At 38.9% G+C, this 26,973-nt stretch carries 21 protein-coding genes and 1 pseudogene; 19 read left to right on the forward strand and 3 right to left on the reverse strand.

Annotated elements, in window-relative coordinates:
- Nucleotides 1-147: 147 nt before the first annotated feature.
- The 4 genes from VB713_RS14950 (at nt 148) to VB713_RS14965 (ending at nt 6,270) form a co-directional block, all read left to right on the forward strand.
- A complete protein-coding gene (locus VB713_RS14950) occupies nt 148-675 on the forward strand; it encodes a hypothetical protein (RefSeq protein WP_323312308.1) in 528 nt (175 codons plus the stop codon).
- A gap of 177 nt (nt 676-852) precedes the next feature.
- On the forward strand, nt 853-2,007 hold the full coding sequence (locus VB713_RS14955; RefSeq protein ID WP_323312309.1) for an NAD-dependent epimerase/dehydratase family protein: 1,155 nt from the start codon (nt 853-855) through the stop codon (nt 2,005-2,007).
- Nucleotides 2,008-2,148: 141 nt separating this feature from the next.
- Nucleotides 2,149-3,285, forward strand: a complete 1,137-nt coding sequence (locus VB713_RS14960) for a glycosyltransferase family 1 protein (protein WP_323312310.1) — start codon at nt 2,149-2,151, stop codon at nt 3,283-3,285.
- Nucleotides 3,286-3,693: 408 nt separating this feature from the next.
- Nucleotides 3,694-6,270, forward strand: coding sequence for a GAF domain-containing protein (locus VB713_RS14965; protein WP_323312311.1), 2,577 nt, complete (start codon nt 3,694-3,696; stop codon nt 6,268-6,270).
- A gap of 40 nt (nt 6,271-6,310) precedes the next feature.
- Here VB713_RS14965 and VB713_RS14970 read toward each other — a convergent pair whose 3' ends face one another.
- Complete coding sequence (locus VB713_RS14970; RefSeq protein ID WP_323312312.1) at nt 6,311-6,586, reverse strand: hypothetical protein; 276 nt, start codon at nt 6,584-6,586, stop codon at nt 6,311-6,313.
- A 733-nt stretch (nt 6,587-7,319) separates the two neighbouring features.
- On the opposite strand from VB713_RS14970, the gene purC reads away from it, so the two are divergent.
- The 11 genes and pseudogenes from purC (at nt 7,320) to VB713_RS15025 (ending at nt 18,903) form a co-directional block, all read left to right on the forward strand.
- Entirely contained in the window at nt 7,320-8,051 is a 732-nt protein-coding gene (gene purC / locus VB713_RS14975; protein WP_323312424.1) for a phosphoribosylaminoimidazolesuccinocarboxamide synthase, read from the forward strand.
- A 122-nt stretch (nt 8,052-8,173) separates the two neighbouring features.
- Complete coding sequence (locus tag VB713_RS14980) at nt 8,174-10,786, forward strand: BamA/TamA family outer membrane protein (protein WP_416242449.1); 2,613 nt, start codon at nt 8,174-8,176, stop codon at nt 10,784-10,786.
- Nucleotides 10,787-11,140: 354 nt separating this feature from the next.
- A complete protein-coding gene (gene lpxC, locus VB713_RS14985) occupies nt 11,141-12,043 on the forward strand; it encodes a UDP-3-O-acyl-N-acetylglucosamine deacetylase (RefSeq protein ID WP_323312313.1) in 903 nt (300 codons plus the stop codon).
- Nucleotides 12,044-12,102: 59 nt separating this feature from the next.
- Nucleotides 12,103-12,618 (forward strand): 3-hydroxyacyl-ACP dehydratase FabZ, encoded by a 516-nt coding sequence (gene fabZ, locus VB713_RS14990; RefSeq protein WP_323312314.1) that lies wholly within the window; start codon nt 12,103-12,105, stop codon nt 12,616-12,618.
- A 190-nt stretch (nt 12,619-12,808) separates the two neighbouring features.
- On the forward strand, nt 12,809-13,621 hold the full coding sequence (gene lpxA, locus VB713_RS14995; protein WP_323312315.1) for an acyl-ACP--UDP-N-acetylglucosamine O-acyltransferase: 813 nt from the start codon (nt 12,809-12,811) through the stop codon (nt 13,619-13,621).
- 156 nt (nt 13,622-13,777) lie between these two features.
- A complete protein-coding gene (lpxB, locus tag VB713_RS15000; protein WP_323312316.1) occupies nt 13,778-14,938 on the forward strand; it encodes a lipid-A-disaccharide synthase in 1,161 nt (386 codons plus the stop codon).
- Complete coding sequence (locus VB713_RS15005) at nt 14,893-16,281, forward strand: DNA cytosine methyltransferase (RefSeq protein ID WP_323312317.1); 1,389 nt, start codon at nt 14,893-14,895, stop codon at nt 16,279-16,281. The genes lpxB and VB713_RS15005 overlap by 46 nt, the downstream gene beginning before the upstream one ends.
- A 355-nt stretch (nt 16,282-16,636) precedes the next feature.
- Nucleotides 16,637-17,836: a ribonuclease III gene (rnc, locus tag VB713_RS15010; protein ID WP_323312318.1), complete on the forward strand. Its 1,200-nt coding sequence runs from the start codon at nt 16,637-16,639 to the stop codon at nt 17,834-17,836.
- The gene (locus tag VB713_RS15015; protein ID WP_323312319.1) at nt 17,826-18,149 is read left to right on the forward strand and encodes a hypothetical protein; all 324 of its coding nucleotides are present in this window, start codon (nt 17,826-17,828) and stop codon (nt 18,147-18,149) included. The genes rnc and VB713_RS15015 overlap by 11 nt, the downstream gene beginning before the upstream one ends.
- A gap of 14 nt (nt 18,150-18,163) precedes the next feature.
- A pseudogene (locus tag VB713_RS15020) lies at nt 18,164-18,580 on the forward strand (XisH family protein).
- Entirely contained in the window at nt 18,568-18,903 is a 336-nt protein-coding gene (locus VB713_RS15025) for a XisI protein (protein ID WP_323312320.1), read from the forward strand. Before VB713_RS15020 ends, VB713_RS15025 begins: the two are co-directional and overlap by 13 nt.
- 732 nt (nt 18,904-19,635) lie before the next feature.
- Here the strand turns inward: VB713_RS15025 and VB713_RS15030 are convergent.
- On the reverse strand, nt 19,636-20,478 hold the full coding sequence (locus VB713_RS15030) for a prohibitin family protein (RefSeq protein ID WP_323312321.1): 843 nt from the start codon (nt 20,476-20,478) through the stop codon (nt 19,636-19,638).
- A 236-nt stretch (nt 20,479-20,714) separates the two neighbouring features.
- Between VB713_RS15030 and nfi the strand changes: the two genes are divergently transcribed.
- The 3 genes from nfi (at nt 20,715) to VB713_RS15045 (ending at nt 24,213) form a co-directional block, all read left to right on the forward strand.
- The gene (nfi, locus tag VB713_RS15035) at nt 20,715-21,380 is read left to right on the forward strand and encodes a deoxyribonuclease V (protein WP_323312322.1); all 666 of its coding nucleotides are present in this window, start codon (nt 20,715-20,717) and stop codon (nt 21,378-21,380) included.
- A 252-nt stretch (nt 21,381-21,632) separates the two neighbouring features.
- The gene (locus tag VB713_RS15040; protein ID WP_323312323.1) at nt 21,633-22,175 is read left to right on the forward strand and encodes an FHA domain-containing protein; all 543 of its coding nucleotides are present in this window, start codon (nt 21,633-21,635) and stop codon (nt 22,173-22,175) included.
- A gap of 70 nt (nt 22,176-22,245) precedes the next feature.
- The gene (locus tag VB713_RS15045; RefSeq protein ID WP_323312324.1) at nt 22,246-24,213 is read left to right on the forward strand and encodes an FHA domain-containing protein; all 1,968 of its coding nucleotides are present in this window, start codon (nt 22,246-22,248) and stop codon (nt 24,211-24,213) included.
- 82 nt (nt 24,214-24,295) lie between these two features.
- Here VB713_RS15045 and VB713_RS15050 read toward each other — a convergent pair whose 3' ends face one another.
- Complete coding sequence (locus tag VB713_RS15050) at nt 24,296-25,474, reverse strand: glycoside hydrolase family 10 protein (protein ID WP_323312325.1); 1,179 nt, start codon at nt 25,472-25,474, stop codon at nt 24,296-24,298.
- Nucleotides 25,475-26,193: 719 nt separating this feature from the next.
- On the opposite strand from VB713_RS15050, the gene VB713_RS15055 reads away from it, so the two are divergent.
- Nucleotides 26,194-26,928 carry a GDSL-type esterase/lipase family protein gene (locus tag VB713_RS15055; RefSeq protein ID WP_323312326.1) on the forward strand — a complete coding sequence of 245 codons (735 nt, stop codon included), beginning with the start codon at nt 26,194-26,196 and terminating at the stop codon, nt 26,926-26,928.
- Nucleotides 26,929-26,973 lie beyond the last annotated feature (45 nt).

Genomic DNA, 26,973 nt, shown 5'->3' on the forward strand with positions numbered 1-26,973 from the left:
ATTACCCACAACATCATTAAGCTGAGTGATGTATGAAACAATAAATCTAGTGGAGAAACCGGGACTAAAAGAAGTTTATTCCTCTTGAGAATGAGGATAGAAGCTGATCTAACTCTACTATCGGTAAATTGGGTAAAGGGTGTAATTATGTCTATTGCTGCGGTCAAAACCTATAATTTGAGGCGAATAATTGTGGCTTTAGTCTCCGGTGTTGGCACAGCTATGATTTTTTCAGGGTGTGGTACTAGTTTCCCAAACTCCAAACTGACATGGGAGACTTACCAAAATCCTCGTTATGGGTTTGAGTTTCCCTATCCGAGCAATTGGACTTCTTTAGCAGCACCAGACAACAACGATGGAGTTACTTTTATTTCACCACAAAACCAAAACGTAGAAATTCGGGCTTGGGCAAGTAAGGAGTCACCAGAGTCAATTACCCAAGACCAAGAGACGATAAAACAGATAGATCATAACTTTGAAACGTCTCAAGGCGTTTCTGGAGTCTTAGTAGTAGAAGTTGGTCAACAGGTCAGTTCCATGAAACTGACCATTACGCAGGGGCAAGAAGTCTATTATTGGCAAGGACAAACCAACAGTCAAGAATTTAAAGATTACTATCAATTGTTTTATTACATTGCCCAGCATTACAAGATTAGGTTAGAGACTTCCAAATAAAAAATATCCCGTCGTTGAGGGCAGCACTCAGAACTCGGTACTCAGAACTCGGTACTCGGTACTCAACACTCAGCACTCATCACTCAGCACTCAGAACTCAGTAATGACTAGAATTAATGAACCAGAGGGGACACAAACCTGATAGATTTAGCTATCAGCGAGTAAAAACTGGTAAAAATGAAAGTCCTGGTTATTGGTGGCGATGGGTATTGCGGTTGGGCAACTGCACTCTACCTTTCTAATCGAGGTTATGAAGTTGGAATTTTAGACAGTTTGGTGCGGCGGCATTGGGATAATGAACTCGGTGTTGAGACTTTAACCCCAATTGCACCAATTCAGCAGCGTCTCCAGCGATGGCAAGATTTGACTGGTAAATCTATTGACCTATTTATCGGCGATATTAACAATTACAGTTTTCTGCACAAAGCTTTACACCAATTTCAGCCAGATTCCATAGTGCATTTTGGTGAGCAGCGTTCAGCCCCGTTTTCGATGATAGACCGCGAACACGCAGTTCTCACTCAGGTAAATAATGTAGTCGGTACATTGAACTTGCTGTATGCAATGCGGGAAGATTTCCCTGATTGTCATTTGGTGAAGTTGGGGACAATGGGTGAATATGGGACACCCAATATCGACATTGAAGAAGGTTTTATCACCATTGAACACAACGGACGCAAAGATACTTTGCCCTATCCTAAGCAGCCCGGATCAATGTATCACTTGAGTAAAGTGCATGATAGCCATAACATTCACTTTGCTTGCAAGATTTGGGGCTTACGGGCAACAGATTTAAATCAAGGTATAGTTTACGGCGTTCTCACCGAAGAAACGGGGATGGACGAACTGTTAATTAACCGTCTTGATTATGATGGCGTTTTTGGTACAGCATTGAACCGTTTTTGTATTCAAGCTGCGGTAGGACATCCTCTCACTGTTTACGGGAAAGGTGGACAAACTCGCGGACTGTTGGATATTCGGGATACGGTGCGATGTATTGAATTAGCGATCGCTAATCCTGCCCAACCTGGTGAATTCCGCGTATTTAACCAATATACGGAACTATTCGGTGTTGGTGACTTGGCAATGATGGTGAAAAAAGCCGCAAATTCACTGGGATTAAATGTGGACATCCATAACATTGATAACCCCAGAGTTGAAAAAGAAGAACACTATTTCAACGCTAAAAACACTAAACTGCTCGATTTAGGCTTAGAACCACATTTTCTCTCTGATTCTCTACTTGACTCGTTGCTAAACTTTGCCGTTAAGTATCAACAACGAGTTGATCACAAACAAATTCTGCCCAAAGTATCTTGGCATAGAAAGTAAGTGAGAGTACTGAGTACCGAGTACTGAGTACCGAGTGGTTAAAAATTATTCCTACTCATTACTTGTTACTCATCGCTCGGTACTGACTTGCTCCTCCTGACTCCTGACTCCTAACTCCTAACTCCTGCTTTCCAGTTTTTTATGAGAATTGCCCTATTCACTGAAACCTTTTTACCCAAGGTTGATGGGATTGTTACCCGTCTACGTCACACTGTTGATCATCTGCAACGGGATGGTAATCAAGTCTTAGTATTTGCTCCTGAAGGGGGCATAACTGAACATAAAGGCGCGAAAGTTTACGGCGTGAGTGGCTTTCCCTTACCTCTGTATCCAGAGTTGAAATTGTCACTTCCTCGTCCAGCCATTGGTTACGAACTAGAGCGATTTCAGCCAGATATTATTCATGTTGTTAATCCTGCCGTTTTAGGATTATCGGGGATTTTTTATAGTAAAGTTCTCAAACTTCCCTTGGTGGCTTCTTACCATACACATTTACCTAAATACCTGCAACATTACGGACTAGGAATGTTAGAAGGTTTACTTTGGGAAATGCTCAAGGGCGCTCATAATCAAGCTGAATTAAATTTATGTACATCCACAGCGATGGTGGAGGAACTATCTGGACATGGGATTGAGAGAGTAGATTTGTGGCAGCGAGGAGTGGATACAGAATTATTTGATCCTGATTTGGCAAATCCAGAAATGCGATCGCGCCTGACTCAAAATCATCCTGACAGTCCCTTACTGTTGTATGTAGGTCGTCTTTCCGCCGAAAAAGAAATTGAGCGCATTAAACCAATTTTAGAAGCCATTCCTAATGCCAGATTGGCATTAGTAGGGGATGGACCCCACCGTCAATCACTAGAGAAACACTTTGCCGGGACAAATACTTATTTTGTCGGTTATTTAATGGGGAAAGAATTAGGTTCTGCCTTTGCTAGTTCTGATGCCTTTATTTTTCCTTCCCGCACAGAAACATTAGGATTAGTCCTACTAGAAGCAATGGCTGCTGGATGTCCAGTAGTTGCAGCCCGTTCTGGAGGAATTCCTGATATTGTTACAGATGGGGTAAACGGATATCTTTTTGATCCAAAAGCAGATATTCAAGAGGCAATTGATGCTACAGTTTGTCTATTGCAATACCAACAAGATGTAAATATTATCCGTAAAAATGCCCGGAAAGAAGCAGAAAATTGGGGATGGGCAGCTGCTACACGCCAATTACAAGATTACTATCACAAGGTAGTCACATCTAAAAAGTTGACCAATGCTTTCTAAATTGGCTTTTGCCTAGGGCGGTCAAATCCGCCCCAAACTTAGCAGAAAATAATATAAATAATTAGTCCTAACCCTTTCAAGTTGGTGGAATTTGGTTGTTTCAACCTTCAAAAAATCCAAAATATGAGCGAAAGATTCAAGATGATAGTAATGAACAATACCTTGTCCATTTTCTGTAGGTTGGGTTAAGCTACAGCGCAACCCAACGCATTTGTTGGGTTTCATGCTGATTGCTCCGCAACGCTAACGCGAACAACCCAACCTACAAATCAAGGCTTTTTCCAATTTGGACAAGGTATTGAATGAAATGACGTATTTCCGTTAGTCATCTTGAAAGGTCTAGTCCTAATAATATTTAACTAATCTAAAATTTCAATCTAAAATCCCAAATCTAAAATCTAAAATCCCATGACACTCCCAAACGCAGGTAGCGTCTTGGCTACATTGACTGAACTCACTCAAGTTAATCGCACTCAAGCCCTACTTAGTCGCGTCAAAGACCTGTCTGTAAATGAATTTGTTTGCTTACTGGACTTTATCACAGCGGAGTTTCAGCAATTTCTCAGAGCTATTGATCTGATCAATAATGAGGCTCTAGAAAGTATGTTGGAGAAAGTCCTAGAAGCCATTACACTCAAAATTGGTCAAATTCTCCAAGCTGAACATACAGCTATTTTTTTAGTTGACTATGACAAAGCTCAACTCTGGTCAAAAGTTCCTCAAGATAATAGCCAAAAATTTTTAGAAATCCGCACTCCCTTAAATGTGGGAATTCCTGGCCATGTGGCTAGTACAGGCAAATATCTCAACATTGCGGAAACTATTACTCACCCTCTTTTTAGTCCTGAGTTAGAAAAACAAATGGGCTATAAGATCCGTAATCTTTTATGTATGCCTGTTGTGAGTAGCAAAAAGCAAATTGTAGCTGTAGTCCAACTAGCTAATAAAGCTGGGGATGTGCCTTTTAATGAGGATGATGAGGAATCTTTTCGAGACTTTGCTGCTTCTATTGGCATTATCTTAGAAAGTTGTCAGTCTTTTTATGTGGCAGCTCGTAATCAACGGGGTGCAACTGCTTTGTTGCGTGCGACGCAGACTTTGGGGCAAAGTTTGGATTTAGAAGCAACTTTGCAAATAGTGATGGAACAAGCCCGGATTTTGATGCAAGCAGACCGTAGCACGCTGTTTTTGTATCGCAAGGAAATGGGTGAATTGTGGACGAAAGTAGCCACAGCTAATGACAAAAATTTAATAGAAGTCCGTATTCCTTCTAATCGCGGTATTGCAGGTTATGTAGCCTCCACTGGTCAAGCACTCAATATCCCCGATGCTTACCAAGACCCCCGCTTTGATCCGACTACAGATAATAAAACTGGATATATAACTCGTAATATTCTGTGTTTGCCAGTTTTCAACTCTGCTAATGAATTAATTGGTGTCACACAGTTAATTAATAAACAACAAGGTAGTTTTAGTACTTCCGATGAAGAATTTATGCGGGCTTTTAATATCCAAGCGGGAATAGCTTTGGAAAATGCTCGTTTATTTGAAAGTGTGTTGTTAGAGAGACAGTATCAAAAAGATATTCTCCAGAGTTTATCAGATGCTGTAATTTCTACAGATATGCAAGGTCAAATTGTGACTATTAATGATGCAGCACTAGAGTTACTGGGTTGCCCGTTGAAGTCCAGCAATGGTAAAAGTAACAAGCTGTTGTGGAAACAAAATTTATTAGGTCGTCAAGTTTGGGAGGTAGTACCGATTGAAAACCTGCAAATGCGGCTGGAAGATAGTTTAAAATACGGGGCTAGGCATTATGTGCCAGAACAAACTCTGCTGGTGGGATTATATCAACGAGAGAGTGGTGAAACTCAAAATTCAGAAGCGATCGCTCAAAAGTTAATTCTAGCTGTGCGCGATCGCACTAACCCAAATATTTTTGTCCCTTGGAATCAACTCCTCACTGCCCAATCTGAATTACTCAGTGCTGATGTAGTCAAAACCTTAGAACGTAGCATCAATCTTACCGTCAATCCCTTAACTAACCCAGAAGGTGGAGTTAGGGGGGGTTTGGTGGTATTGGAAGACATCAGCCGAGAAAAACGCCTCAAAAGCACTATGTACCGCTATCTCACACCCCACGTAGCCGAGCAAGTTATGGCTTTGGGAGATGATAGCTTAATGGTGGGTGAGCGCAAAGAAGTAACTGTCTTGTTTTCCGATATCCGTGGTTACACTACCCTGACGGAAAACTTGGGAGCAGCTGAGGTAGTATCCTTGCTGAATCAGTATTTTGAGACGATGGTTGAGTCAGTTTTTCACTATGAAGGAACTTTAGATAAGTTTATTGGTGATGCTTTAATGGCTGTATTTGGTGCGCCACTACCATTAACTGAAAATCATGCTTGGCGAGCAATACAATCAGCTTTGGATATGCGTCTCCGACTGAAGGAGTTTAACTTGAAACGGGTGATTCAGTCCCAACCACAAATTCGGATTGGGATTGGCATTAGTTCGGGGGAAGTGGTTTCGGGGAATATTGGTTCACGTAAAAGGATGGACTATACAGTAATTGGAGATGGAGTGAATTTGAGTTCCCGCTTGGAAAGTGTCACCAAGGAATATGGTTGTGATATAATTCTGAGTGAATTTACTTACAACTTGTGCCGCGATCGCATTTGGGTACGTCAACTTGATAGAATTCGTGTCAAAGGTAAACATCAGGCTGTAGATATCTACGAATTAATTAGCGATCGCTCTACTCCCCTAGATGCCAACGCGGAAGAATTTTTGCACCATTACAATGCCGGACGTGCTGCTTATGTATCACGGGAATTCTCCCAAGCGATCGCTTGCTTTGAAACTGCTCAACGTCTCCGACCCCAAGACCAAGCAGTGGATACCCACCTAGAACGTGCCTACAATTACCAAAAAACACCACCTCCAAAATCTTGGGATGGTGTCTGGACAATGATGACAAAGTAGTTATTGGTAATTAGGCATTGAGTAAAATTTTTTCCCTTACCTAATCTTCAAATTCAGAATCATCGTTTTGGAAGGGTTCTTCACCTATCCTTAGCTGCTTTTTCGAGCGTTTTAATTCCTTCCACAACAGCTTGATTTGTTTGTAAGCTTCCTCTGGTGGGAGTTTACCACCTGTTTCCAAGTTACAGATATAACTTATGCGCTGGGCAAATTCTTGTAAATTGGCGTTGAAAACTAAATTTTCCGGTTGTACATGACCGTAGTAGCGACCACGAGGATAGAGAAAATCGCCTTTGTCCATTATTTTTTTCTCCATGTATTTAACACTCCTGCTGATTTTCTTGTTTGCAGCAGAACCACTAGTACCGCAGGGCGGAAATCAAAAGTCAAAAGTCAAAACGAATACAGTGTAAGTTTTTCAGAGATTGGGAATATTTGGTTTATTTACGCCGTTCTGTACTAGCAACTCTTCATCTCTATTTTTTGAGGACAGGAGAAAGCAAATGATTACACTTTAAACGATCACAATCTATGTAGGGCAAGCCCTTGGCGCTATTGGTAAACTTTAACTTTGACAAAACAATCAAAACATCAGCCACATAAGTTAAGTCATTAAACAGGGGTTTGTAAAAAATTTATGTCAAAGTGACCAAAGCTATTGACGAGCAATCACCCGATATATCTTCTTGTAAAGAAATATTACAATTTCCTCAAAATAGATTTTAACAATGCTCCTATGCTCGCAACTATTTTATTTTATTCCTTCATCCGTAAAAATGGGTTTTAATTGACTTCAACAAAAAAAATTATTAAAGGTATTAATCTATACTTTTTAGATTATTATATAATTTTATTTACCAAAATTACAAAAAGTTAACTAAAAATCTTAGAGGTTTTATGTAGAGTTGACCCGTTTCATTGAAAAGACGGGGGAATAGGGAAGAGAAAACACAATGAAATTAGCACCTTGTTAACTCATCACCAATGGCTAATAACTAAAGATAAAATGGTTAAGCCGAAGATCACTGCCTAGAACTGTACCTACCATGATGTCTGTTAATACCAAGCTATACGAAGGCAAAGCGAAAATTCTATATACCACAGACGACCCTGAAGTCTTGTTGGCTGATTTTAAAGATGATGCGACTGCATTTAATGCTCAAAAGCGGGGCAGTATTCAGGGAAAAGGCGGCATAAACTGTACTATTTCCAGTAAATTGTTTCAAAAGTTAGCAGCCTATGGCATCAAGACTCATTTTATTGATTGTCCAGCCCCCAATCAAATGCGGGTCAGGGCTGTGAAGATTTTGCCATTAGAAGTAGTTGTCAGAAATATAGCTGCGGGTAGTCTATGTCAACAAACAGGGCTGCAAATAGGTACAGTTTTGCAACAGCCTTTGGTAGAGTTTTATTACAAAGACGACCAACTAGGAGATCCGCTGCTCACACGCGATCGCTTGCGGCTGCTGAAACTAGCCACTGAGGAACAAGTTGATAGCATTATCCATCTTGCATTGCAAATCAATGATTTTCTCCAGAAATTTTGGCAACAGTGTGGCATTACCCTAGTAGACTTTAAACTCGAATTTGGTGTGGACTCACAACAGCAGTTGCTCTTGGCCGATGAAATTAGCCCTGATACCTGCCGTTTGTGGGATATGGCAGAAAACGATCCTAACCGTCGAGTTATGGACAAAGACCGTTTCCGTAGAGACTTAGGGAATGTAGAGAATGCCTACCAGGAGGTTTTACAAAGGGTATTGCAAAATGTTGAGAGTTGAGTATAAACTCGTTTGCTTCAAGGCTTTGAGTGATTATAACTGCGAGTGAGTAGTCCTATGCCTTTGATGGCTAAAGACTCATAATTAAATTTGTAAAGGTGTGTGTGGTAGTGAAGAAGAATATGAATAAAATGCATTTATCTCCTGTATTGTTGGCAGTTATTGCGATCGCTGCCCCTTTGGATAACTCAATGAGTGCGATCGCAGCGCCCAAACCAGATATCACCCAAACGCCTAATGTCCAGCAGCAAGTAACAGAAGTTTCCACTCTAGAAACAAATCAGCTGTTACAACAAGAAACTAATCAAAATAGTGAAAACCCAGAATCTGATTTAACTGCAAAAGCAGTAGTCATCAAAACTGAACCTCACCAATCTGCGATCGAGGTCAAAGTCTTAAACCCTAACTCAACATCAATAGCAACACCAGAAGTAATTTTACCAACAGCTACGATAACGGCAAAAACTGCACAAGCATTAAAAGCAGCACTATCTCCCCAGTCAAAAACGGTAGAAACACCAGAAGTAATTATCCCAAAAACTACAACAACAGCAAAAACTGCACAAGCATTGAAAGCGGCACTATCTCCCCAGTCAAAAACGGTAGAAACACCAGAAGTCATTATCCCAACAGCTACAACAACGGCAAACACTGCACAAGCATTGAAAGCAGCACTATCTCCCCAGCCAAAAACGGTAGAAACACCAGAAGTCATTATCCCAACAGCTACAACAACAGCAAACACTGCACAATTTGCCCAAGCAGAACCTTCCCCAACCCCTGACACCGTTCCTACTGAAGAAAATATCGATCCACCCACAGTGGAACCTGTCTTCCCAGCTACTCCAGAAACAACAGAAACCACAGAACCCACAGAAACAGCAGAACCCCGTGTATTAGTTTCAGAGGTAGCTGTCCAATCTCCCACGGGGCCAATCTTACCCAAACTGGAAGAAGAAGTTTATAAAGCCATTCGTACCCAACCAGGACAGACAACAACCCGTACCCAATTGCAACAAGATATTAATGCTATCTTTGCCACAGGCTTTTTCTCTAACGTGCAAGCTGTTCCAGAAGATACACCTTTGGGTGTGCGTGTTAATTTCGTTGTCAATCCTAACCCTGTCTTGACTAAGGTAGAAGTGGATGCTAATCCTGGTACTGGTGTTGCTTCCGTAATTCCTGCGACTGCTGTGGATGAAATATTTAAAGCGCAGTATGGAGAAATCTTAAACCTGCGGGATTTGCAAGAAGGTATCAAACAATTAACAAAGCAATATCAAGATAAAGGTTATGTCCTAGCCAACGTAATTGGAGCGCCGAAAGTCTCAGAAACTGGAGTTGTGACTCTACAAGTAGCAGAAGGTGTAGTTGAGAATATTAAAGTCCGTTTCCGTAATAAAGAAGGACAGGAGACAAATGATAAGGGAGAACCAATTCGCGGTAGAACTAAAGAGTATATTATTACACGGGAAGTAGAATTAAAACCGGGTCAAGTATTTAACCGCAACATAGTACAACAAGACTTGCAAAGGGTCTTTGGGCTGGGATTATTTGAAGATGTGAATGTCTCTCTTGACCCTGGTACTGACCCCAGCAAAGTAGATGTAGTATTAAACGTGGCTGAACGTAGTAGCGGTTCAATTGCGGCCGGTGCAGGTATTAGTTCGGCTAGTGGATTATTTGGTACTATTAGCTACCAGCAACAAAATCTGGGGGGTAGGAACCAAAAACTAGCATCAGAAATACAGCTAGGTGAAAGAGAACTGTTGTTTGATCTCCGCTTCACAGATCCTTGGATTGCAGGTGATCCTTACCGCACTTCTTATACAACCAATATTTTCCGCCGTCGCTCAATTTCTTTGATTTTTGAGGGCAAAGATGACAATATTGAAACCTTTGACCCAAATAATATTACTAATGAAGATCAGCAGGATCGCCCCCGGATTACCCGGTTAGGTGGTGGTATATCCTTTACCCGTCCCCTTTCCGCCAATCCCTACAAAAAGTCAGAGTGGGTTGCTTCAGCGGGATTGCAATATCAACGGGTTTCTGGTCGTGATGCAGATGGCAATCTCAGAAAACAAGGGGCAATATTTGATGATAACGGTAATATCATCAGCCAGCTAGTTCCCTTGACCCAATCGGCAACAGGCGAAGACGATTTGCTATTGTTGCAATTGGGCGCACAACGCGATCGCCGTAATAATCCTTTACAACCAAGCAGTGGTTCTTACCTCCGTGTCGGAGTTGATCAGTCTGTACCCATCGGACAAGGTAATATTTTACTTACCAGATTACGAGGTAATTACAGCCAATATTTACCCGTTAAATTCCTCAGTTTTGGTAAAGGCACACAAACCCTAGCATTTAACCTCCAAGGAGGAACAGTTTTAGGTGACTTACCTCCCTACGAAGCCTTTACTCTTGGTGGTAGCAATTCTGTTCGGGGTTACGACGAAGGCAGATTAGCTTCTGGACGCAGTTATGTGCAAGCATCTGTAGAGTATCGCTTCCCCGTTTTCTCTGTAGTGAGCGGCGCTCTATTTTTAGATTATGGTAGTGACCTGGGAACTAGTACTAGAGCATCTGAAGTGTTGAATAAAAATGGTAGTGGCTACGGCTATGGTCTAGGCGTGCGTGTACAGTCACCATTAGGGCCAATTCGCATAGACTATGGCATGAGCGATGATGGCGATAGCCGGATCAATTTTGGTATAGGGGAAAGGTTTTAAATTAGTACCGAGTATCGAGTACCGAGTATCGAGTACCTAGTACCAAGTACTTGCTAATTTTCACCTTTGCCTTAATACTATTCCCCATACAGTTGATCAGCGTTTCTACTAAATAACGTAAGTTGCTAGTTAGGGAAAATGTCTGATATGGCTAACGCCACGCTATGCCTACGTCACACTACGTGAACGCGAACAGGATATCCAGGATTTAAGGATTTACAGGATTAAAACAGAAAATTATTCACTAATGACCAATGACCAATGACCCATTACCGTTCTCAACTAGATAACTAGCAACTTGAGTTAAATACAGCAAATGAGCAATACTAATCAAAATATATCGGCTGTTCGCCTATGCACCAGCACACTTTAGCTGGGGAAATTACCCAAACAGGTGTGGGGCTGCATAGTGGTGTGAGTACCCATGTGCGGATATTACCAGCAGAGGTGGGAAGCGATCGCGCGGGGCGCAGTGCTGGAAGCAATCGCTATTTTGTGCGAGTGGACTTACCAAATTCGCCCATTATTCCTGCCCAAGTTAGCGCAGTTAGTCAGACTATGCTTTCCACTCAATTGGGTGAAGGTGAAGTCTGTGTCCGCACGGTAGAGCATTTGTTGGCTGCTTTGGCTGCTATGGGTGTAGATAATGCCCGCATTGAAATTGATGGATCAGAAGTGCCGCTTTTAGATGGTTCTGCCCAGATATGGACTCAAAGCATTGCCGCAGTTGGCTTGGCATCACAACCAGTTAGCAACACACAAGCATCTATAACTATTCAAGAACCAATTTGGGTTTATCACGGTGATGCTTTTGTTTGCGCCCTGCCAGCAGAAGAAACCCGTTTTACCTATGGGATTGATTTTGAGTTGCCCGCTATTGGTAATCAATGGTACAGTTATTCACTAATTACCAATTTAGAAACCGCCGACAATACTGAAAATACCTTTATTACAGAAATTGCTCCTGCCCGTACCTTTGGTTTATTGCATCAGATCGAACATCTTCAGCAGTCGGGTTTAATCAAAGGTGGTAGCTTAGATAACGCCTTGGTTTGTGGATCTGAAGGTTGGCTAAATCCACCATTAAGATTTGCAAATGAACCAGTTAGGCATAAAATTTTGGACTTGGTAGGAGATATGAGCTTGCTGGGTAAATTTCCTGTTGCTCACTTCTTAGCATACAAAGCCAGTCATAATTTACACGTTCAACTGGCACAAAAAATTTTAGAATTAAACCCAAAATTAACTAAAATTTAAGATTGTATGCTATTTTTTAGCCTACTTTATTTCCCCATTCCCAATTAACTCAATTACTAATGTCAACTCTCACCCAAGCTAACTCTACTGAAGTGACTACATCTGAAGGAGATGGACTCAACAGCAACACACCTGAAATTAAAACAACGTTCACAGTTGAAGAGATTCAGCAACTATTACCTCACCGCTATCCCTTTTTACTCGTAGATAAAATTATTGACTATGTTCCTGGGAAACTAGCAGTGGGTGTTAAAAATGTCACTTTTAATGAACCTCAATTTCAAGGTCATTTTCCTGGACGTTCACTGATGCCTGGTGTTCTAATTGTGGAAGCAATGGCACAAGTAGGCGGCATTGTCATGACGCAAATGTCTAATTCACCTGGTGGTCTGTTCGTATTTGCAGGTATTGATAAAGTCCGTTTTCGCCGCCAAGTAGTGCCGGGAGATCAGCTAGTTATGACCGTGGAACTGTTGTGGGTCAAACAACGTCGTTTCGGTAAAATGCATGGTCGTGCTGAAGTTGACGGACAACTAGCTGCTGAAGGAGAATTGATGTTTTCTTTAGTGAGCTAAAATTTTATTTTGCTGGTCTGGGCATAACCGTGAACTGCCCTCAGTCAATCCTAAAAGAGCGTAACAGTAAAAACAAAAAACCACAATAGTATTTACTGATTTCTGGATTTTCGCCCCTCACACATTGTTTGCCCGACACTTTTTTTCACTGAACATTTAATACACAGCACTCAGTTCTGGAGAGTCCCCTTTGAAAACGCTTATTCATCCAACTGCTGTAATACATCCTAATTCTGAACTCCACTCAACAGTGCAAGTCGGCGCTTATGCTGTGATTGGAGCGAATGTCAAAGTCGGTGCGGAAACTGTGATTGGCGCTCATGCTGTGCTAGAAGGCCCATGTGAAATTGGGGCGCGAAATCATATTTTTCCTGGTGCAGCTATCGGTATGGAACCCCAGGATCTCAAGTATGTGGGAGAACCTACTTGGGTCAAAATTGGGGATAATAATTCCATTCGTGAGTACGTTACTATTAACCGCGCTACTGGTCGCGGGGAAGCGACGGTAATTGGAAATGGTAATCTACTAATGGCTTATGTTCATGTAGGTCATAACTGCTTGATTGAGGACTCGGTGGTAATTGCTAATTCTGTGGCTTTAGCGGGTCATGTTCACATTGAGTCCAGAGCTAGATTAAGCGGGGTTTTAGGTGTCCATCAATTTGTACATATTGGTGGTATGTCTATGATTGGTGGTATGGCACGTATTGATAGAGATGTTCCTCCTTATATGTTGGTGGAGGGAAATCCTTCAAGAGTGCGATCGCTTAATCTGGTGGGTCTAAAACGCTCAGGAATGTCGGTTAAGGACTTCCAAATCCTCAAAAAGGCTTTCCGTATTCTCTACCGTTCTAATCTGCTTTTTAAGGATGCTTTGGCTGAGTTGGAACAAATTGGAGATACGGCACAATTAGAACATTTACGCCGATTTTTGCTACTTTCTAAGATGCCGGGAAGACGCGGTTTGATTCCTGGAAAAGGCAGAAAAAGCACTGGTGATTAGTCTTGATAATTCATTTGATTAGGGAATATGGCAATACTCCCTAATCACTGGAAGAAGAATATGGATTGATTGAACCGCGAAGGCGCGAAGAGCGCGAAGGAAGAAATAAAGAAGAAGGAAGAAGGAAGAGAAGAAAATACAACATCTAAAATCTAAATGCGTATATTTATTAGCACGGGTGAGGTTTCGGGTGATTTGCAGGGATCACTTTTAATTGCGGCACTTCAGCGTCAAGTTGCGGCTACGGGTTTGAAGTTGGAAGTTGTGGCTTTGGGTGGGGATAAAATGGCCGCAGCTGGTGCGACAATTTTAGGCAATACTAGCGGTATTGGCTCGATGGGTATTATTGAGGCTCTACCTTTTTTTATTCCTACTGTTCAGGTACAACGCCAAGCGATCGCTTATTTGAAGCAAAATCGCCCTGATTTGGTGGTGCTGATTGACTACATGACTCCTAATATCGGCATTGGTAGTTATATGGAGCAGCACTTTCCTGATGTGCCTATAGTGTATTATATTGCACCGCAAGAGTGGGTGTGGTCAACGAGTTTTGAGAGAACGAAACGAATTGTCAGTTTTACAGATAAGCTATTGGCAATTTTTCCCGAAGAAGCTCGTTATTATCAGCAGAAAGGGGCTAATGTTAATTGGGTGGGTCATCCCTTAATTGATAGGCTGGAAAATACTCCTAGTCGAGAAGCAGCACGGACTAGTTTGGGAATTAAACCAGAAGAAATTGCGATCGCGCTTTTACCAGCTTCTCGCCAGCAAGAATTAAAATATCTATTACCCCTCATTTGCCAAGCTGCTCAAAATATTCAATCTAAATTACCAGAAACCCATTTTTGGATTCCTCTCTCTTTAGAAGCATTCAGACAGCCGATAGAAAAAGCAATTCAAGATTACGGTTTAAAAGCTACAGTTGTATCAGGTCAACAGCAAGAAGTTTTTGCAGCGGCTGATTTTGCAATTACCAAATCTGGTACTGTTAATTTAGAATTGGCATTGTTAAATGTACCGCAAGTAGTTGTTTATCGCCTGAATACCATTACTGCTTGGATTGCGCGGAATATCCTCAAAGGTTCCATTCCCTTTGCTTCCCCAGTCAACTTAGTTGTAATGCGGGGAATTGTGCCAGAATTGCTGCAAGAGCAAGCCACAGCCGAGAATATCACGCAAGCAGCGATGGAATTGTTACTCAATCCTGAGCGCAGACAGCAAACTTTGGCAGATTATCAGGAAATGCGGCGATGTTTGGGAGAAGTAGGAGTATGCGATCGCGCCGCCAAGGAAATTCTACAAATGCTACCCAATTAGAACTTTTTGATGGGGAATTAGTCCGAAAAAATAAATATAAAAGACCAATAGCTGTTGAATTATTTGCTGGTGCTGGGGGAATGACACTTGGTTTTGAACAAGCAGGTTTTGATGTTCTCGCAGCAGTAGAAATTGACCCAGTTCATTGTGCAACCCACGAATTTAATTTCCCTTTTTGGCAAATTTTTTGTAAAAGTATTGTTGAAATTACCGGAGAAGAAATTAGAAAATCATCTAAAATTAAAAATCAAGAAATTGATGTTTTATTCGGTGGACCACCCTGTCAAGGATTTTCTTTAATGGGTAAACGCTTATTAGATGATCCTCGTAATTCTCTAGTTTTTCACTATATTCGTTTAGTTCTAGAGTTACAGCCTAAATTTGTAGTTCTAGAAAACGTCAAAGGCATGACTGTCGGTAAACACCGTGAGTTTATTTTAGAAGTTATTTCTGCTTTTGAAGCAATTAATTATAAAGTTTATCAAGATTATCAAGTTTTAAATGCAGCTAATTATGGAGTTCCACAAAACCGAGAAAGATTATTTTTATTAGCTTGTCGTCAAGATTTAGACTTACCAAATTATCCCCAACCAGTTAGCATACATATTAGAAAAAAGAAAAATATTAATAATCAGCTTTCATTAACACCTACAGTTAAAAAAGCACTACAAGATTTACCAATAATTGAAAATTATCCAGAACTATATGAACAAGATTGGGTGTTAGCAGATTTTGGTAAAAGCAGCAGATATGTTAACAGACTAAATAGTTTTAATTCTAAATTTAATAACTACAGTTATAAACGTATTTATGATCCAAAAATTCTCACTTCCAGTTTAAGAACCAAACATACAGAAGCATCAATTCAAAGATTTGCAGATACTTTACCAGGCAAAATTGAACCAATTAGCCGCTTTTATAAACTTGATTATAAAGGTATTTGCAATACATTAAGAGCCGGAACTGCTAGTAATAAAGGTGCATTTACTTCTCCCCGTCCAATTCACCCATTTATTCCTAGATGTATCACTGTCAGAGAAGCAGCAAGATTACATTCTTATCCAGACTGGTTTAGATTTCATGTGACAAAATGGCATGGTTTTAGACAAATTGGTAATTCTGTACCTCCTTTATTAGCTAAAGCTATAGCATCAGAAATTATTAAAGCTTTGAATATAGAACCTTCTAGACCTAGAACAATTAAAAATCTTGGAGATGAGAGTTTATTGCATTTTAATATGTCGGAAGCAGCTAAATATTATGATGTAAATGCAGATATTATTGAACCTAGAATCAAAAAAGTAGGGGCGTATTGCAATACGCACTTACAGAAGTCTAAATAGGGCTTGCTGAATAAGTCCTCAAAGCGAACCTAGATGCCACACAGTGCGAAAAATGGTGGCTTGGGAGATTGGTTTCCAAATTCAACCCTTATTTTTCCATAGAAATGCAAGGATTTTGAGGCTCTAAATGCCATAGCCTTGCACTTTTTTGTTCTCAAAATCCGCGAAACCCTTATTAAGAAGCGGTTCTAGCTTTACTCAGCAAGCCCTAAATAAACAAAGCCAACCATGATTCAATCTCAGCATGGATTATGGGATTTAGATGCGTTTAACCTGAGGATTTAATGGATACTTTCTTGGCAGTTGCTATAATTTTATACAAATGAAATTTTCTTAAGATGATCTGGAACTGAATATGTTAAATAACCATCAAGTGATTGATAAATGTCTGAAATTACTTTCTCAAGGTTTATATCCTTATGTGGAACAGAAAATGAGATTGGTGTATGGTAATCAATGGCTTACTCAAGCTGGACAATGTTTGTCTTCAGATACAAATTTAAAACGAACTACAGAAGAAAGTTTACAGCAAGACATATCATCATTACTTTCTGTGATGACAAAAAGATGGGATAAAGCATTTAAAGATAAAGAGCATTTATCTAATACTGAAAGGGCATTTGCAAGTGAAATTATTCAGATTCGCAATAAATGGGCGCATAATACACCATTTTCTACCGAAGATGCTTATCGCGCTATAGATAGTATTTATCGTTTATTGCAAGCTATTGAAGCTGAAGAAGCACAAGAGGTTGAAAAATATAAACAAAAGATTTTTCAAGCTTTAGTACAAGAGCAAAATCGTAGTCAAAAACGAACACAACAACTATCTACTCAAGAAATAAAAAGTAAGGAACGTTTAGCAGAAATTCTTAACGATATTCCTTTTGAAGATGTTACCTTGTTAGAAAGATCGTTAACTCATCGTTCTTATGCCTATGAAAATAGAATCAATAAAGATAATGAACAATTAGAATTCTTAGGAGATTGTATTTTAGGTTTTTTAGCAGGTGCTTATATTTATGAATTGTGCGGGGATATTTCTGAAGGTGAATTAAGTAAATTAAAAGAGCGACTAGTTGATAATCCCCAATTAGCAAAATTAGCTAATCAATTAAATTTGGGAAAATGGATATTATTAGGAAAAGGAGAAAAATTACAAGATGGTAGCAAAAAAGAATCTCTATTGAGTAACACTTTTGAGGCTATTATTGGTGCGTACTATCTGGATTCTGGTATCCAAGCAGTCCAAGAAATAGTATATCCTTTATTTGAATCAGTAGGTGAGGATAAAATTCCTGAAAATATCAGTTTAGAAAATTTAGAAAATGCTAAAGGATTATTACAACAATACGCTCAAAAAAATAGATTTGATATTCCTGAATATACGACTATTCAAGAAACTGGAACAGATCACAACAAAGAGTTTACTGTTCAAGTTGAAATAGGAGGTAATATTTGTGGTCAAGGAAAAGGTAAGAGAAAGAAAGACGCTCAACAACAAGCAGCGGCAAATGCTTTGAAGAAACTCGGAGTAAAAGGATATGGCACTTAACGATTTCAGAGCAGTATTTCTTCCCTATTGCCTTCAGAAACAACCTGATGGAAGATATGTAGTCCTTAATAGGCGATACAAACCACTAGGTTTTAATACCAAAGAACATATCGAGTATGAAGACTATCCTATTAGTGTTAAATTGAAAGGTATAGGTTCAGCAACGGCAGAAAAACTATCGTGGAATTGTGATTCAAATACAGATATAATTTATCTGTACAACGATGGTTGTTTTCCAACAAAAAGTCCTGAAGATATGAAAAATTATCTTAAACGCTTAGAGATATTGGCGAAACTAAAAGTTGATTCGTGAGTTAATAGCAATTAGTGTCAGCAAAAGATATATTTCACGAATCAGTAAAAAAGGCTTAACAAAAAGAGCAATGGATGATTACAGATGATCCACTAAAATTTAAATTTGGCAACGTCAAATTCAATATAGATTTAGGTGCTGATAAATTAATTGCGGCTGAAAGAGAAAGTGAGAAAATAGCAGTAGAAATTAAGAGTTTTGTTAATCCTTCGGCTATTACAGACTTTTATGCTGCTTTAGGTCAGTTTCTCAGCTATCGTCTGGCTTTAGAAGCTCTTGAACCAGATCGTATACTATATATGGCAGTTCCATTTGAAGTTTATCAAACCTTTTTTCAACTTGAGTTTACACAAATTGCACTAAAAAGGTATGAAGTTCTATTAGTGGTATATGAACCAGATAATGAGGTGATTGTAAAATGGATAACATAGCCAAATATCGAAAATACATTCAAACCCTACTCACAGATTACGCCAAAGACGATATTTCAACTGACGAAGTAGATGTGGAACTCATCTTTGATACAGAACGTGACCATTACCAGTGGATGAACATTGGTTGGGAACATTTAAATCGTGTTTATATGACTGTGATTCACTTTGATATTAAAAACGGCAAAATTTGGTTACAACAGAATTTAACAGAAGAAAATCCCGCAGAAGATTTAGTAAAAATGGGTGTTCCCAGAGAAGATATCGTCCTGGGTTTACATCCTCCTTATAAACGTCCGTATACAGATTATGGAGTTGCTTAGAGAATGTTTTAAACGGAGCATTATTCATTAATAGTTAAACTCATAATTTAATCTCCTTGAAAATAACAAATTTCCTGCAAAATCAGGATTCAGAAGATTTGAAGTGAAGTAGTTTGGGTTGATTATAGAATTTATTGTCTGAATCAGAATTTAAGGATTTACAAGATTTCAAGATTTTTGTGGTTATCAAAAAATATTTTTTCCTGAAAATAATTTAATACTAGTCATCCTGATTCAGACATTGTTATCATCATTGGCAAAATTTTCATATTAACAGGATTTCGTTGTCATCAAAAATATTTAATCCCTGAATTTCTTAATCCTGCAAATCCTTAAATCCTGGATATCCTGATTCAGACATTGTTATCATCATTGGCAAAATTTTCATATTAACAGGATTTCGTTGTCATCAAAAATATTTAATCCCTGAATTTCTTAATCCTGCAAATCCTTAAATCCTGGATATCCTGATTCAGACATTTTCATAGCTTGATTAAAGATTCCTCACACTGACGATATTTAGCAATTAACTTATGTTGTTTTATGGGTGAATAAAGCAGCATACAGTATTCCCACACATAATATTAAAGTAACATTTTCTCAGACAAAAAAATCTCTAAAATAGTAAAAACCCCCAATTTAACGGAGGTTTTAATTAAGAATATTCTATTTGGTAGAGAATATTCTTATCTTGTAATCTAAATTAACCCTACTTCTCCCACTTAACAAAAACTAATTTTTCTTTTGTCCAGCTAAATCATTAGGATTAATATTAATCAAAGGAACCGCACCATTACCACCCATAACCATTGGGAAACGTCCATCCCATTTTTCTATCGCTTGCTTTTGCAATAACTCCGGTGTTAAAGTTAGCCTTTGTAATCTTTGTGCTTCAGCTTGACCTTTTGCACGGTTAACATCTGCTTGTGCTTCTTGAGTTGCTTTCTGAGCAATAAAACTTGCTTGTTTTGCTTCTTGTTCAGCTATTTGTTTAGATTCAATTGCTCTACTAAACTCTGGAGAGAAGGAAAAATTTACTAGAGAAACATCATCTATAAGTATACCATATTCCTCTATCCTTTTTTTGAGATTACTATCAATCTCTTCTTTAAGTTCTGTTCTTTTAGTGATGATTTCTTCTGCTGTTTTTTTAGCTGTAGCTGCTTTTAAAACTTCTGATACTGCGGGTGTCATAATGCCATCAATAATTAAATCTTCATCTCCAACTTGTTGAAAAACCTTGTTTACCTTAAGTGGATCAATATGCCAATTAACAGCGAGTTCCGTTGTAATTGTTTGCAAATCTTTAGAAGCAGCACCAGCTTTAAAACTATTTTGTTGAACCCTAACATTAAGCCTTTTAACTGATGTGACTACTGGCATAATTGGGTGAATTCCTTCATCTAAAATTGTATCTTGGACTTTGCCAAACCGCATAATTACACCCCGTTCCCCAGCATTTACAATGGCAAAGGGGCGTAAAAATATTGATACAAAAAGTAATAAACCTAGTCCCCCACCAAGATACAAAATGAATGAGAAATTATTGCCAGTATTTCTGATGGTATTATACATAATTTTTGGGTAAAGTAAATGATATATAGTGATCCTAAAAAATCATGAAAACAGATTTCCTCGTAGATGTTAGGTTATGACGTAGTTTGATGATTTATCTGTGAGCTTTATGAGTTAATTGCTGCATCTAACCCAAGTTACAAGGTGTTCACAACCGCTGCAAGGATTACTATATATGGATACACCAATAGAACGCACTATTTCGGAATATCAACATTTTTATTCCCAATTTAAATATGAAGATTCAACAAATTCATTCTTGGCCTTCCACGGTTGAAGAAGCTATAACCATTCAAGAAACCCTGCGAAATCAAGTAATTACTATAGATGTACTTAAAGAACCTATCAAGTACATTGCAGGTGTGGATATGGGTTTTCTTGAAGATGGTAAAATTAGTCGTGCAGCAGTTGCAGTACTGAGTTTTCCTGATTTGCAAGTAGTGGAAACGAGTTTAGCATACCGTCCTACGGTCTTTCCTTACATACCTGGTTTCCTCTCTTTCCGAGAAATACCTGCCCTTTTGGATGCTTTAGAAAAGATTCAAACTATACCTGATATAATATTGTGTGATGGTCAAGGAATTGCCCATCCACGAAGATTTGGCATAGCTTGCCATTTAGGATTAATTGTGGATATACCAACAATTGGTGTAGCAAAATCTCTATTTATTGGTAAATATGAAGAATTACCAGAACCTAGAGGTAGCTGGCAACCATTAATACATAAAAAAGAAACTATTGGCGCAGTTTTACGCACACGCACCGGAGTAAAACCTCTTTATATATCTAGTGGACACCGTATAAGTTTACCAACAGCAATTGACTATGTGTTACGCTGCACGCCAAAATATAGGTTGCCAGAAACCACTCGCATTGCGGATAAATTAGCATCAGACAGATAAATTTTACTTACGCAAATGTTACTCAATATCTCTTGCACTAGCATATTAGTAAGGTGCGTCAGGCTTTATAATTCGTTAATATTCAACAGATTTTCAACATCTGACGCACTCGACAAGAGACTGATAAATTGTAGATATTACAGATCATTATTTATTAAAGTTGATTTTCAAGACTTGCTTACTATTCCCGAATTATGTTAGGAATCGCACAATCAAGAGTTGAAGTAGCTAAATAAAAGTTACCTAAAAATAATGAATACATTAACTTTACAGTGGTACGATGCAGGACAGAGTAAAACTCAACAAATTGATGAGCAACAATCCAGCAAAAATACTGGTACTTTCCGCATTGGTCGTGACCCTTTACGGTGCGATATTATTTTAACTCATCCGACTGTCTCTGGGTTACACGTAGAAATATTTTTTAATTCTCAACAACAACGTTTTTATATTAGAAATTTGCGGGAAGTAAACCCCCCTCAAATTGATGGTAAGTCATTAATACAAGGTGAAATGATGTTAAGTGAAGGGAGCATAATTTATTTAGGACAGCAACAACTCCAAGTTACTGCAATTGCTATTAATAGTATTCCTGCAACAATTTTAGTTCCACCTCAACAACCTGCATATCAGCACCAAAAAAAATCAGCACCTACACAACCAAAATTAACTTATGGTTTGCAATGTTTTAAATGTCATAAAGTTTCGCCACCAGAAAATATGCAAGTAGGTTGTCCTTGGTGTGGTACGTCTTTAGCAGGAGCGGTAAGTGTGCTAGTAGCACCAAAGAGTTAAGTGTTTAACTAATATTTTAATATTTCTCATGACCAATGACTAATAACTAATGACTAATAACCAATGACCAATGACTAATTTACAAATTCAATTAAGTTGGGAAGATCCAGCGACAGGAGAAAGACGAGAACCTAAGTTAAGTTTACCTATTGCTTTTGGCCGAGAATTTGCCCGTTTGCCAGATGAAATTAGGGGTCAACGTGTCTCACGGATGTTATTGGATAGTAATGAGGTATCTCGCTATCACGTTCTTATTGATTGGGAACAAGACTGGGAAGACAATAATTTTGTAGTAATTGACCAAAATAGCGTTAATGGCGTATTAGTCAATGGTCAACGCCAAACGCGCTGTCAGTTGGCTAATGGGGATACCTTGCAAATTGGCCCCTATATGATCACGGTGCAGTTTGGTCTGAATACTACCATTCCTAGTCCTAATCAACCTTCCACAATTCAATTTAATCCTCAGACTAATCTCCCCGACTCTAGTTTATCTCCAGTCCCTTCTGTCGAACCTGTTAGCAGTAATTTTCCACCACCAGCTTTTCAGGAGATAAAAGTTGATTTACAGGCGCTTCATGCTACGGGTTTACCGGTTGATGAATGTGATTATCTAGCAGTTGGCGCTGGTTTGGGTAGTTTTATTTGGGTTGATTTACTGAGAATCAGCGGGATTAAAGCTGAAAAAATTATCGCGTTAGGACTAGAAGCGGAACCCTATGCGCGTTATAAACGGCTTTGTCTGAATTCGCAAATTCCTTTACGTGAAAGGTTGCGTTCTAATTCTGATTCTTGTCCTGATAATATTTGGGGTTGGCCTAGTTATGCTGTGAGAGAATTTTGGCATGATTTAACTAAAGGTCAATTAAAATCGGCGGTTCAATATTTATGGCAGGTTTTTGGTGAACCAACTTTTGCGGAAACTTATACTCCCCGTGCTGAGAATGTTTTTAATTCTATAGATAGAGAAGTAAAACGTATTAATTGGGATCAAATTTATCGTTATGGCAGGGTGCGGTCAATTCGTAAAACTGAAGATGGTAGATATTGTATTGCTTATTCACGCAGTCCGGGAAATTATGCTTTTTTAGTTTGTCGTTATTTACATTTAGCTACGGGATATCCGGCGATTCAGTTTCTCCCAGATTTGCAAGCTTATAGAGAAAAATATCAAGATTTCAAATCTGTGGTTAATGCCTATGAAGACCATAATCATGTCTATGAACAGCTAGAACGCCAAGGTGGGACTGTGTTGATTAGGGGTCGGGGTATTGTGGCTTCGCGGATTATCCAGCGGATTTATGAGGCCAGAAAGCAAAATCGCAATATTACAGTTTTGCATTTAATGCGATCGCCTAAACCACAAGGCAACAAATTTCAAAAAGCCCAGCGTACAGTTAAAAATCACTACGAATTTCAACCCTTTAACTGGCCAAAAGCCTGTTGGGGTGGGGAACTACGGGTGATGTTAGAAAAAGCCACACCAGAAGAACGTCAGCGACTATTAGCAGACTGGGGTGGAACTACTACCGCAGACCGTCAAGACTGGCAAAATATCGTCGAACAAGGGATTAAAGAAGGTTGGTATCAAATTGCTTTTGGTCAGGTAATGGATGTAGAACGAGATAACGAAAATCACACCATTACCCACATTCAAGAAAAAGGTTTTGGGGAAATGAAGTTAGCCGCTGATTTTATTATTGATGCGACTGGATTAGATGCCAAAGTTGATGCTAATCCGTTGTTAGAAGATTTGGTTAAACATTACAATTTACCCCTAAATCATTTAGGGCGGTTAGTAGTAGCAAATAATTTTGAATTAGTAGAAATGCGAAACACCAAGGGTCAAATGTATGCCGCAGGAGCAATAACTTTAGGCGGACCCTATGCAGCAGTTGATAGCTTTCTGGGTTTGCAGTACTCGGCTTTAGTTACTGTTGATGGACTATACACAGCCCGCGCCCCAGGAGTTGGTCATTTGAATACCTTCAATTCATTTAAACAATGGTTGAAATGGGTATCAAATCAGTCACCATAATAGAGAACAGGTAATAGGGAACAGGTGACAGGAAGATAAGAAAGTTCTACCAATTACCAATTACCAATTACCAATTACCCCTTTAATCTGCTGCTAATCGAAATGCAGGATAGGGAAAAAGACTTTTTAATCCCGTTAAACGTTCATTTAATGATTCTAAAGAACTATTCCAAAGACTTTCGTAATAGAAAAAAACCACACCTAAACCCCGCTGTTGGGCGGCTCGTACTTGAGATTTAATTTGTTTTATAGATACTGGTTTAGTTCTTAACCCTGCCATAATTCCGACTCCCGCAGGAATTATTTGCTGTACTTCTTGCATTTCTGGGCGAGAAATTTTGGCATTAAAATGATTCATGTCAGCGCGATATACTTGCACAATTAACTCATCTACTATGTTTAACCGCACCCATTGTAGCCAGTCTTGCAGTTGCAACTTGTAAGCAAAATCGTAGTAATTAGGCGAAACAGAAAAAATTGCTTTTGGCTTTATTTGCTTAATTCTTTGGTTGAGTCTGACCATGAAATCAGTAATCTTATTTGCACGCCAGCTTACCCATTCTGGGTCTTTAAAATTTGCGGGAGGATTCTTTTTAGTTTCTTGACGATACAAGGCAACTGTATATTGATCATAACCAAATTCATGAGGCAAACTCATGTGATCATCAAACTGAATACCATCAATATCATAGTTGTTAGCAAGTTCTAACAGCAGATTGGTAATAAAATCTTGTACTTCTGGATGAAAAGGATTTAACCATGAAACCTCACCAGCCGCACTAATAGAAGTTTCGCCACCGTTCCGTTTTTGTGTGAACCATTCTGGTTTATTTAATGCTAATTCCGAGGTAGGAGGAGCCATAAAACCAAACTCAAACCAAGGAATAACAAGTAAGTTTTGACGATGAGCTTTATTAATTATATCAGCCAGAATATCATGTCCATCTGAACCGCGAAAAACAAATGGTTGAATATCTATACGTTTGGCTACGTTGCTAGGATACATGACATAACCAGAATTCCAGACTACAGGATAAATAGTATTAAAATTGAGCTTTCGTATTTGTGTGACGGCATCTTGAACTTTGGCACGATCTTTGAAGATATTAAGATCGTTGTTGGTGATCCACACTCCACGAATTTCTTGACGAGGCGTTTGAGCGGTGGCAGAGGTAAAAGTATTTACCCATAAAACGGCGACCAAGGACATTAAAAATAACACTGGAAACAGAGTTTTCAGTAATTTAGAATACAAATTCATTGTTTCTCCACACTGCGAAACTAAAGAGAATAAATTTATTTTCATCCTGGTGAAAGATGTATTGATTGTAGATTTATGTAGCTGCATCAGATTTTGACAGAATCTACGAGTCATATGATCTAAGAGCATTAGGAATTTCGATTTGGTAGTTGTTTATTCAATGCGATGCCTTGTATTAGGCATTGTATTAGGCTAGGAAATTAATCCCATCTGATTGAGTAAATGTAGATTTGTTGACGTAGCTAATTAAAAGTAGTGCCTGGGTTAGATATTTTTTTGGGTAAAGCCATATCAAATTAATTTTTCAAGGTTTTTAGATCAAAATAATTCTGATTTCTTATGTTAAGCATTAAAGAGATGACAATTTTGTAAAATTCAAACTCATTTTGATAAATTTGCCAAATTCAAAGTTAAATTGCCGAAATTTTTGATATATATTTGTATTATATACAAAATTAATACTCTATCTATAATATATTTACTGTTGACTTTAAAAAAGTAATATGATTCACAAATAATTCATAGGTATTAAGTTGTACTATTGGTATAATGGCTGAAAATTTTTTTTGTATCTCCTCAAGTCCAGAGTCTAGTGAAACAGTCCAACAGAGTTAATTTACCGTGTTTCAGATGAAAAGATAAAAAAGATACCATACAATAGTGCAAAGATGTATAGAATCTTGTAAAGACATAAATTACAATTACACTGCTGTTTTAAGATGCAAACCCAAACCTTGAAGCCTTCCTCCTCAATGCTGCCTGTAGCGCCAAAATTATGCCAGCCTCTCAAGATTGTCGCCTTGGGAGATAGTTTAGTATATGGATACGGCGACCCGGATAAAGGTGGTTGGGTGGAACAACTAAGACGGTGGTGGATGTTACCGGATAGTGTCGGTCATGTGCTATATAATTTGGGAGTGAGGGGCGATCGCACTCAACAAGTTTCCCAAAGGCTAGAAATAGAGTTTCGCAATCGCGGAGAAGTCCGTAACCGTTTCCCTGACCTGATTATTTTATCTGTCGGAGTTAACGATACACCCCGCTTAGGTCGTCCTAACGGTAAAAACTACACAAATATCTCTCAATTTGAAACAGATATCGCCGCATTATTAGACCAAGCACAACAACTGTGTCCCGTCGTCTTTGTAGGAATGGTTCCCGTAGACGAAACCAAAATGCCATTTCTCGATTGTCTATACTACAATCACACTGACCAATATCGCTACAAAGAAGCAACTCGCATCGCTTGTAACCAACGGCAAATACCTTATTTAGATATTTTCGACCAATGGATGGAACGCAGTCCAGATTGGCGAGAAAAACGCATTACTTCTGACGGACTCCACCCCAATACTTTAGGTTATCAAGACCTTTTAGAAGCTGTTCTCAACTGGTCAGAATTAGCAAAATATCATTGCCAATTAGATTACCAACTAGAATTAAAAAATTCATAATTTTTAATATCATAGCCCCCTCCTCGCTTGCGGGGAGGGGGTTGG

Source organism: Anabaena cylindrica UHCC 0172 (genome assembly GCF_034931625.1).
Taxonomy (GTDB): Bacteria; Cyanobacteriota; Cyanobacteriia; order Cyanobacteriales; family Nostocaceae; genus Anabaena; species Anabaena cylindrica_A.

Coding starts and splice junctions, on each gene's coding strand:
- VB713_RS14950 (WP_323312308.1), top strand. CDS start 148: ATGTCTATTGCTGCGGTCAAAACCTATAATTTGAGGCGAATAATTGTG.
- VB713_RS14955 (WP_323312309.1), top strand. CDS start 853: ATGAAAGTCCTGGTTATTGGTGGCGATGGGTATTGCGGTTGGGCAACT.
- VB713_RS14960 (WP_323312310.1), top strand. CDS start 2,149: ATGAGAATTGCCCTATTCACTGAAACCTTTTTACCCAAGGTTGATGGG.
- VB713_RS14965 (WP_323312311.1), top strand. CDS start 3,694: ATGACACTCCCAAACGCAGGTAGCGTCTTGGCTACATTGACTGAACTC.
- VB713_RS14970 (WP_323312312.1), bottom strand. CDS start 6,586: ATGGAGAAAAAAATAATGGACAAAGGCGATTTTCTCTATCCTCGTGGT.
- purC (WP_323312424.1), top strand. CDS start 7,320: ATGTCTGTTAATACCAAGCTATACGAAGGCAAAGCGAAAATTCTATAT.
- VB713_RS14980 (WP_416242449.1), top strand. CDS start 8,174: ATGAATAAAATGCATTTATCTCCTGTATTGTTGGCAGTTATTGCGATC.
- lpxC (WP_323312313.1), top strand. CDS start 11,141: ATGCACCAGCACACTTTAGCTGGGGAAATTACCCAAACAGGTGTGGGG.
- fabZ (WP_323312314.1), top strand. CDS start 12,103: ATGTCAACTCTCACCCAAGCTAACTCTACTGAAGTGACTACATCTGAA.
- lpxB (WP_323312316.1), top strand. CDS start 13,778: ATGCGTATATTTATTAGCACGGGTGAGGTTTCGGGTGATTTGCAGGGA.
- VB713_RS15005 (WP_323312317.1), top strand. CDS start 14,893: ATGCGATCGCGCCGCCAAGGAAATTCTACAAATGCTACCCAATTAGAA.
- rnc (WP_323312318.1), top strand. CDS start 16,637: ATGTTAAATAACCATCAAGTGATTGATAAATGTCTGAAATTACTTTCT.
- VB713_RS15015 (WP_323312319.1), top strand. CDS start 17,826: ATGGCACTTAACGATTTCAGAGCAGTATTTCTTCCCTATTGCCTTCAG.
- VB713_RS15025 (WP_323312320.1), top strand. CDS start 18,568: ATGGATAACATAGCCAAATATCGAAAATACATTCAAACCCTACTCACA.
- VB713_RS15030 (WP_323312321.1), bottom strand. CDS start 20,478: ATGTATAATACCATCAGAAATACTGGCAATAATTTCTCATTCATTTTG.
- nfi (WP_323312322.1), top strand. CDS start 20,715: ATGAAGATTCAACAAATTCATTCTTGGCCTTCCACGGTTGAAGAAGCT.
- VB713_RS15040 (WP_323312323.1), top strand. CDS start 21,633: ATGAATACATTAACTTTACAGTGGTACGATGCAGGACAGAGTAAAACT.
- VB713_RS15045 (WP_323312324.1), top strand. CDS start 22,246: ATGACTAATTTACAAATTCAATTAAGTTGGGAAGATCCAGCGACAGGA.
- VB713_RS15050 (WP_323312325.1), bottom strand. CDS start 25,474: ATGAATTTGTATTCTAAATTACTGAAAACTCTGTTTCCAGTGTTATTT.
- VB713_RS15055 (WP_323312326.1), top strand. CDS start 26,194: ATGCAAACCCAAACCTTGAAGCCTTCCTCCTCAATGCTGCCTGTAGCG.